The sequence below is a fragment of the Paenibacillus sp. J22P165 genome (genome assembly GCF_059692015.1).
On sequence record NZ_JCAUAP010000003.1, the window covers coordinates 229703 to 244975 of the forward strand.

General features: G+C 42.7%; 12 protein-coding genes. 2 read left to right on the top strand and 10 right to left on the bottom strand.

The window, feature by feature from the left end:
• Positions 1–116 precede the first annotated feature (116 nt).
• The 3 genes from AC58QM_RS08685 to AC58QM_RS08695 form a co-directional block, all read right to left on the bottom strand.
• On the bottom strand, positions 117–956 hold the full coding sequence (locus AC58QM_RS08685) for a carbohydrate ABC transporter permease (protein WP_497283094.1): 840 nt from the start codon (positions 954–956) through the stop codon (positions 117–119).
• A 41-nt stretch (positions 957–997) separates the two neighbouring features.
• Complete coding sequence (locus AC58QM_RS08690; RefSeq protein WP_057310671.1) at positions 998–1903, bottom strand: carbohydrate ABC transporter permease; 906 nt, start codon at positions 1901–1903, stop codon at positions 998–1000.
• An 89-nt stretch (positions 1904–1992) separates the two neighbouring features.
• The gene (locus AC58QM_RS08695; protein ID WP_497283096.1) at positions 1993–3348 is read right to left on the bottom strand and encodes an ABC transporter substrate-binding protein; all 1356 of its coding nucleotides are present in this window, start codon (positions 3346–3348) and stop codon (positions 1993–1995) included.
• A 367-nt stretch (positions 3349–3715) separates the two neighbouring features.
• Between AC58QM_RS08695 and AC58QM_RS08700 the strand changes: the two genes are divergently transcribed.
• A complete protein-coding gene (locus AC58QM_RS08700) occupies positions 3716–3850 on the top strand; it encodes a hypothetical protein (RefSeq protein ID WP_497283098.1) in 135 nt (44 codons plus the stop codon).
• 185 nt (positions 3851–4035) lie between these two features.
• Here the strand turns inward: AC58QM_RS08700 and AC58QM_RS08705 are convergent, their stop codons facing one another.
• From AC58QM_RS08705 to AC58QM_RS08735, 7 genes are all read right to left on the bottom strand, one after another.
• Positions 4036–5568: a L,D-transpeptidase gene (locus tag AC58QM_RS08705; protein WP_497283100.1), complete on the bottom strand. Its 1533-nt coding sequence runs from the start codon at positions 5566–5568 to the stop codon at positions 4036–4038.
• A 129-nt stretch (positions 5569–5697) separates the two neighbouring features.
• The gene (locus AC58QM_RS08710) at positions 5698–7320 is read right to left on the bottom strand and encodes an NHL domain-containing protein (protein WP_497283102.1); all 1623 of its coding nucleotides are present in this window, start codon (positions 7318–7320) and stop codon (positions 5698–5700) included.
• A gap of 32 nt (positions 7321–7352) precedes the next feature.
• Positions 7353–9224, bottom strand: a complete 1872-nt coding sequence (locus AC58QM_RS08715) for a FecR family protein (protein WP_497283103.1) — start codon at positions 9222–9224, stop codon at positions 7353–7355.
• Between the two features lie 27 nt (positions 9225–9251).
• Complete coding sequence (locus AC58QM_RS08720) at positions 9252–11099, bottom strand: CHASE2 domain-containing protein (RefSeq protein WP_497283105.1); 1848 nt, start codon at positions 11097–11099, stop codon at positions 9252–9254.
• A gap of 167 nt (positions 11100–11266) precedes the next feature.
• A complete protein-coding gene (locus tag AC58QM_RS08725; RefSeq protein WP_028556576.1) occupies positions 11267–11500 on the bottom strand; it encodes a ferredoxin in 234 nt (77 codons plus the stop codon).
• A 67-nt stretch (positions 11501–11567) separates the two neighbouring features.
• Complete coding sequence (mobB, locus tag AC58QM_RS08730; RefSeq protein ID WP_497283106.1) at positions 11568–12071, bottom strand: molybdopterin-guanine dinucleotide biosynthesis protein B; 504 nt, start codon at positions 12069–12071, stop codon at positions 11568–11570.
• A gap of 5 nt (positions 12072–12076) precedes the next feature.
• A complete protein-coding gene (locus tag AC58QM_RS08735) occupies positions 12077–13378 on the bottom strand; it encodes a DNA polymerase IV (protein WP_497283108.1) in 1302 nt (433 codons plus the stop codon).
• Between the two features lie 237 nt (positions 13379–13615).
• On the opposite strand from AC58QM_RS08735, the gene cimA reads away from it, so the two are divergent.
• Positions 13616–15235: a citramalate synthase gene (gene cimA / locus AC58QM_RS08740; RefSeq protein ID WP_497283109.1), complete on the top strand. Its 1620-nt coding sequence runs from the start codon at positions 13616–13618 to the stop codon at positions 15233–15235.
• Positions 15236–15273 lie beyond the last annotated feature (38 nt).

Genomic DNA, 15273 nt, shown 5'->3' on the forward strand with positions numbered 1-15273 from the left:
AGTTTGGCCGTTCCTTGTTTGCTTTTACCTATCCCCATTATAGTAGAAAGAACACCCTCCCGAAAGGATAAATTCCTCTAGGTTAAGGTGTTTTTTCTATGCATTGCCATATCCAGTTATTTCACAGCACCTGCTGTAATCCCACTTGCAATCTGGCGTTGATATATCATATATACGATCAAAGTTGGCAATGTTGTGATCACCAATCCTGCGAATAATGGACCCCATTCTACGCGGTATTGCATCTCAGCTTGCATCACAGCCAAACCAATTGGAAGTGTGTACTTGGTAGGCTCGTTGGTTAAAACAACCCCTAGGAAGTATTCATTCCAGTTATTAAGCATGTTCGTGATCATTACCGTAATAAGACCTGGCTGTGACAATGGTAACATAACCCTGAAAAACGTGCCATAGTGAGAAGTGCCATCAATAATCGCAGCTTCTTCAATTTCTTTCGGTAAAGATTTGTAGAACCCGACAAGCAGGAAGATCCCAAATGGCAAGTTAAGTGCCGCGTAGACGAGGATTAAACCCAGCCACGTATTGATAAGATGCAAATCATTCAACAAGAAGAACAAGGGAATTAAAGCAAGCGCGAACGGAATCATCATGGAAGAGATATAGATCGTTAGAAGAACTTTATTCCCTTTAAAATCGTATCTCGCCAAAATATAGGCCGTCATCGCTGCAAGGATCATACCCAGTAGTGTACTTCCTACCGTCACCACAATGGAGTTCAGGAAGTATGTACTGAAGTTATATTTACTCCACACATACGAGAAGTTCGACCAAAGTAACGGAAATTTAGGCAATGCCCATGGGGCGTTTAAGAAAAATTGTTCATTATTTTTGAGCGCATCGAGCAATGTCCACACAAGTGGATAAAGAACGGCTACACTCCATATGATCAGAATGATCCAAACTAACATTTTCGCTAATGGATTTTTGATAGCCATACGATGGTTTCCCTCCCTCAGTATCTTTGTCTATGATGACTTTAGTGCATTTCGATGGTTTCTTGGCGCATGATGCGCTGCAAGATCAGTGTTGTGATAAGTGACACGATCAGAATCATGACACCAATGGCTGCTCCATAACCGAAATGATACTGTTGAAAAGCCATCCGATACAGATAAGAACCCATAACTTGCGTCGTATTGTCGGGTTGTCCGCCATTGGTCATTAACTGAACAATTACGAACGATCCGTTGAGTGTCGTAATAACAATGTTAACGATGGAAACCTTAATCTGCTCCCAAATGAGCGGCATGGTGATATGGCGGAATTGCGACCATTGACCGGCTCCGTCTATATTAGCTGCCTCATAATAAGAAGCAGGAATATTCACGATTGCAGCAATCATCAGGATCATATAGAAGCCGATACCTGCCCAAATGGTAGGGGGTAGAAGCATCCAGATCGTGTGCTGAGGAAATCCTAGCCAAGTAATATCTACTTTTTTCTCAGTAAAGAGAGACAAGAAAGCATTTAAGAAACCGATTTGCGGATTGTAAATGAAATTCCAAAGTACGCCGATAACAACGACCGAAATGACATTCGGGATAAAGAAGATGGCTCGGAAGAAACCAGAACCCTTTAAGTTAAATCTGGTTAACGCAACGGCGAAGAAAGTCGCCAGAATCATAATCCCAATGACTTTACCAACTACAAGGAAATAGTCATTCCCAATAGCTCTAAGTACAATTGGATCTTTGAAAAGCTCAACGAAATTGTCAAACCCAATAAACTCGCTATTTTCAGACATTCCTGACCAATCATAAAACGACTTCTGTAACGCCTGTATAACGGGATATATCGTAAATACGCAGAAGAATAGAAAAGTCGGAATGATGAATGAAGCGATGAATAAATTCCGTTTCAGCTTTTTCGCGTTGGTCTTCATTCTATCGTCACCGTCCTATCATTAAAATGGCGGAGAACGCCATAGGCAACTTTGCCTTTGAAAGTTCTCCGCACTGCTTCATTCAGTTCCTATTTCTTTTGTTTTGCCACAACATCAGATACACGAGTTACCCATTGTTCAGGCGTAATTGTGCCAATTGTCAAAGCAACTGTTGCATCTTGCATCGCTTTATCAACGTCAGCAGCGAAGGAAACTGTAGGAACTACAATTGTGTCAGGGGAAGACAAGAATTTCGCAGCATCCTTAACGAAGTTAGGCGCTTTGGAAGAAGAAATGTCACCTTTCACGTTGGAAGGAGCACCACTTAGCTCAGCCCATTGGGATGCTTGTGTTTTGGAGAATACGAACTGCATGAATGCTTTTGCAGCATCTTTGTTTTTCGCTTTTTTCGCGATACCGAAAGTAGCTGTGGACGTGTTAGCTACAACTTTTCCACCTTTATCTTGTGTGATGGATGGAATGAATCCGAAGTCAAAGCCACCTGGAACGTCTTTCGCCATTTCGTTTGGTAGCCATAGACCGTTCGGGATGAAAGCGTCTTTGTGCTGTAGGAACAAGGATTGGGAATCCGTGTGGTTGATTTGTACGGATGCTTTGTCGATGTAGCCTTTATCACGCATTTGAACGATTTTGTTTAGACCTTTGATGATGGCAGGGTTTTTCCAAGCTTCAAGATTGTTTGTGGACATATCTTGCAGCAATTTGTAGTCATTGTTGTTCGCAGATACGATCGCTGGAAGCAATACGCCGCCGTTGATGTAGTACGGATATTTACCAGTGTGGATGAATGGATTAATGCCAGCACCTTTGATTTTCTCACTTACAGCCAAGAATTCTTCGAAGTCTTTCGGCTCAGCCCAACCTTTGTCTTTGAAAAGAGCTTTGTCATAGAAAATACCCCATGAGCTCATTACGAAAGGAATGTTGTACGTTTTACCGTCAAATTGTTGTGGCTTTTGAGCAAGCAAATCAATGATTTTCTCGCCATCAACGTTTTTAGCGTCTTTAATCCAATCTGTCAAATCTTCCAGTTGTCCGTCTGTCACCATTTGGCGGTCGAACAACTCAGGACCATCGATATATACGAAATCAGGTGGGTTACCAGCGATCCAACGGGGTTTCATTTGCTCGTTGATTTTTGGTCCCGCACTCTCTTTAATTTTCAAATCAGGGTTTTTCGCTTGGAAATCAGCAATGACTTTTTTCCACCATTTGTCGCCGTATCCGCCAACAAAGTATTGGATTTCAAAATCACCTGTAAGTTTAGTTGAAGCTGCTGCAGTTGGAGCTGCGGAAGCTGCTGTAGTTGGTGCTACAGATGCAGCTGGTTTTGTCGTTTCAGCGGGTGTGGATTTACCGCAACCTGCAGCTACGAGTGCCATAGATGTTGCTAGACCAATTGTTGACCATTTCTTCATGTTCATGTGATCATCTTCTCCCTTTTTTTACATCATCTAGTTATTTATTTGTAAAACGTTGTACCCGATAGCAATCTTAGGCTTTAGTTTGCACTACCAACCCCTTTCATAATTCATTTTTTGGGAAAAATAAAAAGGGCATAGTTATAGAAGAAAACTTGCATTCCTTCTAATAACTAATGCCCTTACGGTAACATGTTATTAAAACTGACATATTCAGTTGTTTTGTGCGGTTCGTGTGATTAAATCTTACAATATAATGACATGGACGTCAATACTCTTTTTTAACTCGCTATTTTTCTTATTCGTTGATGCACACTCTTATGATATGATAGAATCATCTCGTTTAATCCTAATGGAAAAGGTGATTCTTATGGCCAAACGCAAACCAGTAAGCGCTTCACGCAGACAGAAAAATGAAGTTAACATGAAAGCCATTTACTGGACAGGATCGATTTTCTTAGTTGTTATCTTAATCATGGCTTTACTGCTTATTTTGAACAATTGATTTCATTCAAAGTGATTGAAAACTTCACATTTTGAATTGTAATCGCTTTCCGATTTCTTGTCAAGCAAAAAACTTGCAATAACTTCAACAAATTGAAAACGCTCTTATTTTGATTTTACATACGAATTACGTTCAAGTAAAAAACAAAAAGGAGAGACAAGCTTCATGCTTGCCTCTCCTTTTTTCTAATTCAACCATCTGTAAATCTTACCTGGATTATGATCCTTCGTCTCCAAAGGCAAGCTGATGGCTTGTTGAGGCTTACCGCCCCCAGCGCCAATTCCATCCCCCGGTTCACCAGAAGGCAAGACACCTTTACCAATCGTCACTTTCGTTTGTCCAGGGACCATGTTGTATAGTTCCTCCACATCTTGCTGCAGCATCCGTATACATCCATGCGATTCATCTTTACCTATGCTCTTAGGCTTATTCGTCCCATGAATCGCATAAAGCGTATTGGACAACGTCATTCCGCGGCTTCCAAACTCTCCGTTTGATCTGCCATTCGGGTTACGCACTTTTTCACTGATCACAAAATCACCTTGCGGTGTCTTAGTGCCTCCCAATCCCACTTCATAACGCCTCAGAATAATGTCCCCACTCGCAACAGCCAATTGATGCTGATCCGTATCAATAATGATCCTTAAGGGCTCTTGTAACGGCTCCGACGAGGCTAGGGCTTGCGCGTTTCCTGCTGTTACCGCTTTCTCTTCGTTTGTTGGCGTTGGTTGTCCCCTCGTATTCCCCCCAGTTAGGTTGGGTACTTGAGCCCCTTTGCCCCCTGTAGGTTCAGCCACTTTCTGCAAAGCTGCGGGAAAAGCCGCCTTCATTTGCGGAGTAAGTCCTGGCAGTAAATTATCCGGATAAGGCTTCGTCAATTGTTGTGGATTATCCGGTAATGCCCCTGTTTTGATTTGATACGCTTGAATTGCACTTTTCAGAATAATAGCTTCTTCACGATCATGCATCCAAGCCGAAATAATAGGAACAAGTTTCGAGCTATCCGCCACCTGACAAGCACAAATTTGTGCCTGATAATACTTTAGTACCGCTTCATTCGCTCCTGTTCCGGGATGCTCTACACTAAGAAGCGGACGAACGGAGCGATACCACTCCTTCCAATGCCCATCTTTACTAGGAGGCACATCCATGATCACAGATTCACCTGTCGCTTTAGTAGGAGGTTCTAGAATTTGCTGCAGCTTTTTCCCCCAATTACCATCAGTGACATAAAGCTTTATTCCAGGATTTTCACTTTGAATACTCGTGAATGCTGTAACCGCTTCGTTGCCACCTGACTGCTCAGTCACCACGACCTCTTCTATCACATCTGTTTTAGCTAGATCCATGCCTGCCGGAAGAGCTAGCAGAAGAAATAGGATCAGGAATAACACCCATTTCCGCACGTTGCGAGATGCCGATCTACGTTCAACTGGCGCCACGACTTTGCTTGCTATCGCCCCTGTAGGGGTGGTTGGTATAGGTCCATCTAACACGATTTTTTGTTGCTCGAAAGCTTCATATATTTCACCGGCTTGCGCAAAACAATACGCTGCTTTCCCCGCTTTACCTTGTGCTGTATATTCTCTGCCTAACAGATACCAGGCCATTTTATGATCAGGATGCTCTTTGACATATTTCTTGAGATAGAGAGGATCCTCGATCGGATTATGTTGAAAGAATCTTTCCAATTGATCGTTTCGATTATTCGACTTCATACTTTCATACCCCCAATCCACTTACTCCACTCTCCGTTTTATCGGCAATTGGGACACAAAGTTGAAGTCTGAATGAAAAAAAGGCTTGGTCAGAGGATTCCCCCTGCCAAGCCCTTCCTTAACTCAAGCCTAATTCGAGTAAGACTTCACGCGTAAAATAGCTGTTTGATGCGAAGCATCCCATTGTACATCCAAACCGATCTGTTCGGCGAAGAAGCGGATCGGCACATACGTACGATCTTGCTTCACATAAGGGGCTACATCCGTCTCTATCTTAAGATCTGGCACGCCTGTTTGCTTGCGTACGATCCCCGTTTCACCAATGGTTAACTCTACCGTGAGATTGCCCTTGGAAAGCTGCACAACGGACTTGCCAGCCTGCTCTACGTAGGTAACCTTATATCCAAACGTTTCACTAATCGCACGAACAGGTACCATCGTACGACCATCTTGAATTTCAGGCTGCGCATCAAATGCAATTAACTTATTGCCACTAACCACTTTCACTTGCCCATCATTGGATATATTCTCAGGCAACTGATAGGGAGTTATTTTGCGAATTTTGTTATTGGACGCATCAGCAACAACCAGATTTCCTTGCATAGTAGCAAGCACATCTGAAGGATTGTAGAACTGAGCGGATTGTTCCACGCCGTCCGTCTCTCCAGTTTGAAGCGTACCTGTGATCGTTGTTACTTGCCCATTCAACAGATAGCGAATCGAATGATTCAAGCTATCCGCGATGAGAAGTCCACCTTCTGATGTCACAGCTAGACCTTTAGGGAAGTCGAACTTTGCTTTCAAAGCATCACCATCTGCAAAGTCTCCTTGCGCATACAGCTCATTTTTCCCATAAAGCGTCGAAGCACTACCCGTAGCTGTTGATCCTGCGATCGTCGTAACACTTCCAGATGCAAAATCAATATAACGAATACGTTGATTACCCGTGTCGCTTACATAGAGATTCCCCTTGCTGTCCAGCGCGAGTCCAGAAGGCTCATTAAATGTAGACGTAGAAAGGCTTCCATCGTGATATTCTCCTGCGAATGAGGCTTCACCTGGACGCACTTGGATAACTCGAGTAACAGGAGCTGTAAGTGTTGTAACAACACCATCCACAGTGACTTTACGGATGGTATGATTGAGTGAGTCTGCCACATATATAGTGCCATCCGCACTTACCGCAATATCACTTGGGTGATTGAAGCTGGCTACTGCACCTTTACCATCTTTGTTCCCAGGCACACCATTTCCTGCAACGGTTGTGACATTCCCATTCACGTCGATCTTACGAATCGCATGATTACCAGCATCCGCTACATAGACATTTCCTTTGGAATCTGAAGCAAGCCCCGTCGACTCATTAAAAAATGCTTCAGTTGCTTTCCCATCAAGGAGTCCACCTGTCGGGAAACCTTGACTGTTTTTTACTATAGCAATCTCAGGTCCAGCAAAAGTAGTGACTTGACCATCTTTCAACTTACGAATCACATGATTCCGTGTATCGGCAATTAGAATACTCCCGTCTGCAAGTTGAAGCACACTGCTTGGGGCGCGAAATGCCGCTTTTGAAGCATCCCCATCACGGTCTTCAAAATCACCGATTCCCGCTAAAGTTGAAATATCAGATAGAATCTGACTATTGCTAGACTTCAAACCGTCCGCATCTAAACCAGCGGCTAGTGCAGATGATCCTCCTAGCAACGTAGCAGCAATTACGCTTGAAACAAAGATCTGTTTTAATGGTTTCATAGGTTCTCCTTTTTCTCTAATGAACTTTCCCCTTATGGAAGATAAGACCCTTCAATCTCCACCGTGTCTATCTCTTGAAGATCATCTAACGTTAGTTTCTCGAATGATTCACCATTCTTCTTCACAATCACAATATTACCAACACTGATTTCATCTTTAAAATTGGAACCCAAAGGAATACTAACAAGCGGTGTTTTCACGGATGCAGTACCTGGAGCACCGCCGCCAAATTTGGTTACAGCATAAATGAGCTCACTAGAGTTAGACTTGTACTCTCTGATATAATCAGCAGTCGTTGAAGCGTTTGTTTTATAGAAAATATCTTTATTTTTTAGAGATACAAACGGAAGATAAACGGCTCGTGAATAAAGCAAATGAACTTCTACAGCATAAATATTTGTAATTCCTGTAATGTCAATATTCAGGTAATAAAGATTATTGGGGATTGGTCCCACTTCAGAACCACCCTCTGTGCCAACTGTTACTGGTACAATGACATCTTCATGGTTAATAGGTGTTGTACTCAAACTAACTATAGGCTTTTGTACCGGGTCAGTTCCACCGCCAGAATCAGAGCCGCCCGAGCCACCACCTGAATTTACTGGAGGAGGAGTCGAAGTATTCCCTTTATTCGCTTCCGCCGCCTTCGCATCCTCAAAAGCCTTTTTCTCTTGCTCCGATAACGCAGCCTTCAACTTCGCTTCCGCATCAGCTTTCGCTTTCTCTTCAGCAAGCTTCTTATCAGCCTCGATCTTTTTCTTTTCTTCCTCTAATTTTTTCAACGCAGCAGCCAATTTAAGCTTAGCTTCCTCTGCTTTTTTATCTTTTTCCAGCTGCGCTTTCAACTTCGCTTCTTCTAGCTTTTTCAATTCTTCTTGTTTCTTTTTCTCTAAATCAGGATTCACACCTGCCGTTTTATCCAATGGCTTCACTTTAGATAAATCTAGCTTCTTATCCTCTTGAGTGATCTTTTTATTCGAATCTTCAATAATTTTATCTAAGGCTTTTTGATCAAATTTCTTCTCAGCCAATGCTTCTTTAGCAATATTACCAATCAAATTCTCTAGATTTTGCTTCACTTTATCTAAATCTGCTAGATTCTTAATACTTAGAGTCGTCTGATCGCCTCCAAGAAGACCTGCTTCAATCTCACTCTTCTTTTTCGCAATAAACTCTTCGTTCTCTTTATCGATCTCCGCTTTATTTAACAGCAGTTCTTTAATAATTTCTGGCGATGCTTGCTTAATAAAATCCTCTAAATCAAAGAACTCCACTTTCAAATCCAGATCCGATGTTTCCTCACGATTATCCAATGAGATTTCTTGCGTCGGATTTAAGTATGTAATCGTTGTTGTTTGAGTATCATCCGAGTTCGGAGTTACCGTCGATGCCGATACTCTCCCTGACCCTACAGCCATTTTCGTTTTACCAGATACAGGATCAACCGAAACAAAGAATTGCGTTCCGCGAACCCCCATTACAGCTGTTGGCGTTTCAACCTCAAATTCATCATCTGCACCCGCTAATGATTTCACTTTGACCCACATCGAACCTGCCCAAACTTTAAGCTTGGATTTCTTATTCCCACTGGAAGAATTGAGATCTGACACATTTAGTTCCGCATTGTCACCTAACGTAACATCTGCGTCACCACTTGCTAAATTCAGTGTGACTGAGGAGCTATCACCTGTATAAACGGTATCCCCTTGGTTTAAACTCATACTCTCATAGGCATCATACGTTTTGGAGCCGCCGCCTTTTTTAATCGTCACATCGCCTGATAATGCCGAAATAATGGCAACACGGACCGTCTTAGCATCTACCGGCTTAACCAATAGCACAGATACGAAACTAAATATCAAACTAAAGCTTAACAAGATCGAAAGATATGATTTCTTTGTCATTCCCACTCTACATGCCTCCCAGCAACTTTATTTATGTCCGATTACCTCATAGACAGCAACCGGTTTTTCTTTCCCTTTTACTTTAATCTCACCAATGGATTCAATCACAAACAGATCTTTGACACGTTCATACGTCTGCTCGCTAATTAAAATCTGGCCTGGTTTGGCATTGGATTCAAGGCGTGCCGACAAGTTAACGGTATCACCGATCGCTGTGTAATCCAGTCGCAGATCTTCAGAACCAATGTTACCAACAACTGCAGGACCACTATTAATTCCCAATCCAAATTTAACTCCAATGCCATAATTCTTAATCAACTTTTGCTCAAGAATATCAGCTTGCGACTTCATCTCGATCGCTGCACGCACGGCCATTTCAGGATGGTTCTCATACTCAATAGGAGCGCCGAACATCGCCATTACACCATCACCGATAAACTTATCCAACGTGCCATTGAACTTGAAGATTGCCTTCGTACATACGTCCAAATATTCATTTAACACCTGAATGACTTGCTCAGGCTCTAATCGTTCCGACATCGGCGTGAATCCGCGAATATCAACAAATATTAAGGAAATATCTTTGCGACTTCCACCAAGCTTCACATCTTCACCCGACTGAAGAAGCTCATCCACAACGGTTTTGGAGACAAATCGGCCGAAAATACCAGTAACCCGGTTTCTTTCTTTTCGCTCTTCTAAATAGTGGCTGACCAAGGACCATACATAGATAGTCACGAGTGCAAATTGCGGATACACCAACGGTAAGAACAAAGAACCAATACTATAGAACCCTAACCATACTAGGCCATAAATCACGAACATGCCTAAGAAAATAAATAGAGCTGTCTTTCCATTGAACTTCTCGAAAAGAAAGATAGCAAGCAATGAAATCAATAGAATAATAGCAATCCCTGCAGATTTCGATGCATCATTATAGAAAGCACTCTCTAGCAAGGTTTGAATCATATTCGCGTGAATTTCAATCCCGAACATCTTAACCGAAGAGATCGGTGTCGGATATTCATCCTGCATGGCTGTTACAAACGGGCCTACAAGAACAATACTCCCCTTTAAAGGCAATGGCTTTGTACTATTTAGTACATCCACGAATGATAGCAATTCATAACCGGTTGTCGCGTCTACCTTCTGTCTCGGCAGTGTGAAAAACTCAGTCGTTACTTGATTTCTTTCGTTGGTAGGTACGACTTCATTCCCTCGCAACCATTCTCCAGTCGCTGGATCACGCTTTACTTTCTCACTATCTTCCAAAACTAAATTCGCTAGCGCCACGCTGAATGCTGGTATGTAGGCACCTTTCTCATCAGGTAAACCGACGGGCAACTTGCGCGCTTTGCCATCCTTATCAACAAATACATTGATATGAGCCATTTGATTTCTCTTGGTTGTTAGTGTTGAGGAGGGATAATCAATTCTCTCAGGAACTAGATCGCCTGCAGACTGTTGTTTGGAGGGGTAATTTATTTGTACGGGCAAAATAATATTATTGTACTTCGCAAGCACATCGGCTAACGCTTTATCATCAGCAGGATTCTTCGAAGGCTCTGCAAGCACAACGTCGATACCGATGGCGGCTACACCTGATTGTTCAAGTTTTTCAATAACTTGTGCATATGTACTTCGATCCCATGGAAACTTTCCGATCGCTGCGAGCGATTTATCATCGATTTTCACAATCTTGATGCGATCATCCGGCTGACGCTCTTCAATGGATTTCGCACCACGCAAAGTATCTTGGAGAGGACCTTCAACAAAATAAAATAATCCGCTCGAGTTCACAGTGTAGAAATATGTCGAAAATACCATTAATAGGAGTCCTACTACTAAAGTCTTAATCCATTTCTTCTTACCCATATAATCCTCCCTGTGTTTACTAGTTTCATTGTAAGATGCTATGTAAGAATTGGCAATAAATTGTTACAAATTTCACAATATTTCATCAAAAAAAGAGCCCGTTCCTTTTCAGGAAACGAGCTCTTTCGACATTTCGCGAGTTTTCACAAAATGATTTTAAATTATGATTAGCTAAAAGGTGAATCCGCAACTTTAATGGAGTCTGTTGGGCAGCCATCTTGAGCATCTTGTAGATCATCAAAAAGATCTTCAGGAATTTCAGTAACCCCTTTGTTTCCATCACCATCAAAAATCACTTCCGCCAAACCTTCATCATCGTAATCATAGATATCTGGAGCTGTAGCTCCGCAAGCGCCGCAAGCGATGCAAGTATCTTTATCAACGAATGTATACTTTGCCATGTTTTCTACTCCTCCTCAAATTATCCTCATTGTAAAATATAATATAAATACGGACAAAGTTCAAACCTTAAAATTGACAATCCACAAAATATTGCTCAATAAAGTCCGCAATTCCACGGATATCATTCAAATTGAAGCGTGGATGCGCGAGGTCATCTTCTAGATTAGAGAGATCGGTCATAACCGCTATTGGTGTTGGTACGACTCCCATAATCATTTCTCTTTGTTCTATTGTACGATAGACCGCAATCTTTGGATGCTTTTCCCTCTTAAAACCTTCAATAAAAATATAATCAAGATGGGCATAAGCTAGTAATTGTTCTTCTAGGCTTGGCGTTTCTTTCTTCTCATATACGTGCAAAGCATCTGGAGAGAGCGTTACTACAACGTCTGCGCCTGACTCCGCATAAATCGTTGAGTCGGCTCCTTTCGCTTCTTTATAATGTCCATGCGCATCATGTTTCATAACCGCAATCCGATGGCCGCGAAGCTTCATTTCAATTGTAAGCTTTGCGACCAACGTCGTTTTCCCACTATTGGAAAATCCCGCGAAGCCCAAACAATGAGCCATGCCATTCACTCTCCTGTTTCTTTATGCAACGGATTATTTCGCAGATGGTCCATTTGCAGGGATGTCCCTCTTACCTTATGGTTCCGTATCAAGGAAGATGGATCATCACTCATCATACCGGCTGTTAGAATAACTCCTTCGCCAAATTTATCCCGCAGACCATCCATCACTTTATTCAAATTCTCCCTACGCGGCTGTTTCTCATAATCGAATAAATCCAATTGTACGTAGGATTCTTCTTTGGCAACCAAGCTCTGCAGGGTAATACCCAAGAGCCGAACTGGATTTCCATCCTCCCATTGATGATCGTATAGCTGACAGGAGGTCCGATAAATATCATCCATGTGTTCAGTAGGCGTTGGCAGTGTAAGTGATCTTGTTATCGTCCTCATCTCGGGATCACGGATTGTAATTTGAATCGTCGAAGTCATGAGCTCCTGCCTGCGCAGCCTTCTCGCTACTTGATCCGCTAAATTCAGTAAGACACGATGAATTTCAACACGATCCGTATAATCTCGCGGCAATGTCGTTGTATGTCCGATCGACTTACTCTGCTCCTGTTCTGGATTCACGGGTGAAGTATCAATCCCATTCGCAGAGCGCTTCAAATGAGCTCCCAACACGCCGAAATGCTTGCTCAGTAAGGCATCATCCCCGACAGCCAACTGACCTAAGGTATGGATGCCAAGCCGCGTAAGCTTCTCTGCTGTTTTTTTGCCGATTCCGTACAAATAATTACACGGCTTATCCCAAAACACAGTTGGCACATCACGAAGCCGCAATACAGTAATGCCATTCGGCTTTTTCATATCTGAACCCATCTTCGCCAGCAACTTATTGGGCGCAACGCCAATGGAGCAAGGAAGCTGCAATTCTTTCATAATTCTTTTTTGAATACTATTCGCGATTTCTAGCGGCGTTCCAAATTGTTTGGAACCTGTGATATCTACAAAACATTCATCAATAGACATAGATTCTACCAAAGGTGAATATCCATAGACTATCTGCATAAACCTTCTAGAGAAATTACGATAGAGATCAAAATCAGGTCTAATCAAGATGAGATCCGGACAAATTTTCAGCGCTTGCCTAACTTGCATGCCCGTCTTGATCCCTAGCTTCCGTGCTGCATATGATGAAGTAACGATTATTCCCCTGCGCAGCTCCACACTTCCAGCAACAGCAAGAGGCTTTCCTTTATATAAGTCAGGCTCTACCGCCTCATGTACCGAGCAATAGAAAGCATTCATATCAATATGTAAAATGACTCTGCCTTGCTTGGGATAATGATGCTCTACTGACACCATATTCACGACCTCCCAGTTATAGTGAACAGAATTCAGAGCCTTCTCCTTCGAGTGAAACACATCCAACTTGAGAAGTCAAAAAAATAATCATTCAAGCCAACGCAATTTTACGTTATGATGTCTTTAGCTGTACATTTATGTTATAATCGTAAATTATACATTAGCGCTTTAAAGCAAGCGAAACTACACACATCTCTTACAACGAAGTCACTTTGCTAGCTTTTGAAGGAGGAACCCATGCCAACATCAGTCAAAATCTTCGACACAACCCTACGAGACGGTACGCAAGGAGAAGGCATCTCTCTATCCGTCGAGGATAAAATCAAAATTGCCCGTAAGCTCGATGAGCTTGGGGTTCATTATATTGAAGGCGGATGGCCGGGCAGCAACAGCAAAGACATTGAATTCTTTGAGCGTGCCCGTACGATGAAATTTACGAATGCCAAAATCACCGCGTTCGGGAGCACACGACGCAAAGATTCAATCGCCGCGGACGATATTAACCTCAACCGTCTGGTTGAATCAGGCGCTCAGGTCGCCACAATTTTCGGAAAGTCATGGGACTTTCATGTAACGACTGCGATTCAAACTACACTTGAAGAAAACTTGAACATGATTTATGATTCCGTTCTCTTTTTGAAAAATAGCGGAATGGAAGTCATTTATGATGCCGAGCATTTCTTCGATGGCTACAAGAACAATCCAGATTATGCACTCCAAACCATCAAAAAGGCACAAGATGCTGGTGCCGATTGGATTACATTATGTGATACGAATGGCGGATCTTTGCCAAACGAAATTACAGCCATCGTAACCACAGTTACGCAGCACGTCTCCACACCAGTTGGTATTCACGCTCATAATGATTGTGAATTAGGTGTAGCGAACTCCTTAGCAGCCGTACAAGCTGGCGCAAGACAAGTTCAAGGGACTATTAACGGTTATGGCGAGCGTTGCGGTAATGCAAACCTAAGCTCGATTATCCCTAACTTGCAATTGAAACTGGGTTACGAGGTCATCTCTTCCGATCAATTGAAATCACTGACATCCGTTTCGAGATACATCAGCGAAATCGCCAACATGCACATGCCTGTTAACCAACCCTACGTTGGCAATGCAGCATTTGCTCACAAAGGCGGCATTCACGTCTCTGCCATCCTCAAGGATGCTAGCACGTATGAACATACGAAGCCTGAGCTTGTAGGAAATAAGCAACGCGTTCTAGTTTCTGAGCTCGCTGGTCAAAGCAACGTACTCGTGAAAGCTCAAGAGCTCAACTTGGATTTCAACCGAGAACACCAGAAGACCAAAGATATTATCGAGAAAATCAAGGACTTGGAGCATCAAGGCTACCAATTCGAAGGTGCAGACGCGACACTTGAACTCTTGCTTCGCGAAGCATTCGAAGGTCTTGAAGAAATCTTCACGCTAGAGTCTTTCAAAATACTCGTCGAGAAAACCCCTAACCATTCGGTCGTTTCTGAAGCGATCGTTAAAGTGAAAGTGCATGGCGAAACAACTTACACAGCAGCCGAAGGGAATGGCCCTTTGAATGCATTAGATAACGCCCTGCGCAAAGCATTAATTCCATACTATCCTGACATTAAGAATGTTCATCTTTCTGACTATAAGGTACGTGTATTGGATGAGAAGGATGCTACTGCCGGTAAGGTTCGCGTTCTCATGGAATCCACCGACTTCAAGACATCATGGAACACACTTGGCGTATCCACTAATATCATTGAAGCGAGCTGGTACGCACTCGTAGACAGCTTACGTTATGCTTTAATCAGCAGACAACGTGTTGAACCTGCCAAAACAGAGCAACATGAACGACTAGGCTTAGTGAATCATTAATAGGTACGAAAAAGCTGCAAGAGCATCATGCCTCTTTG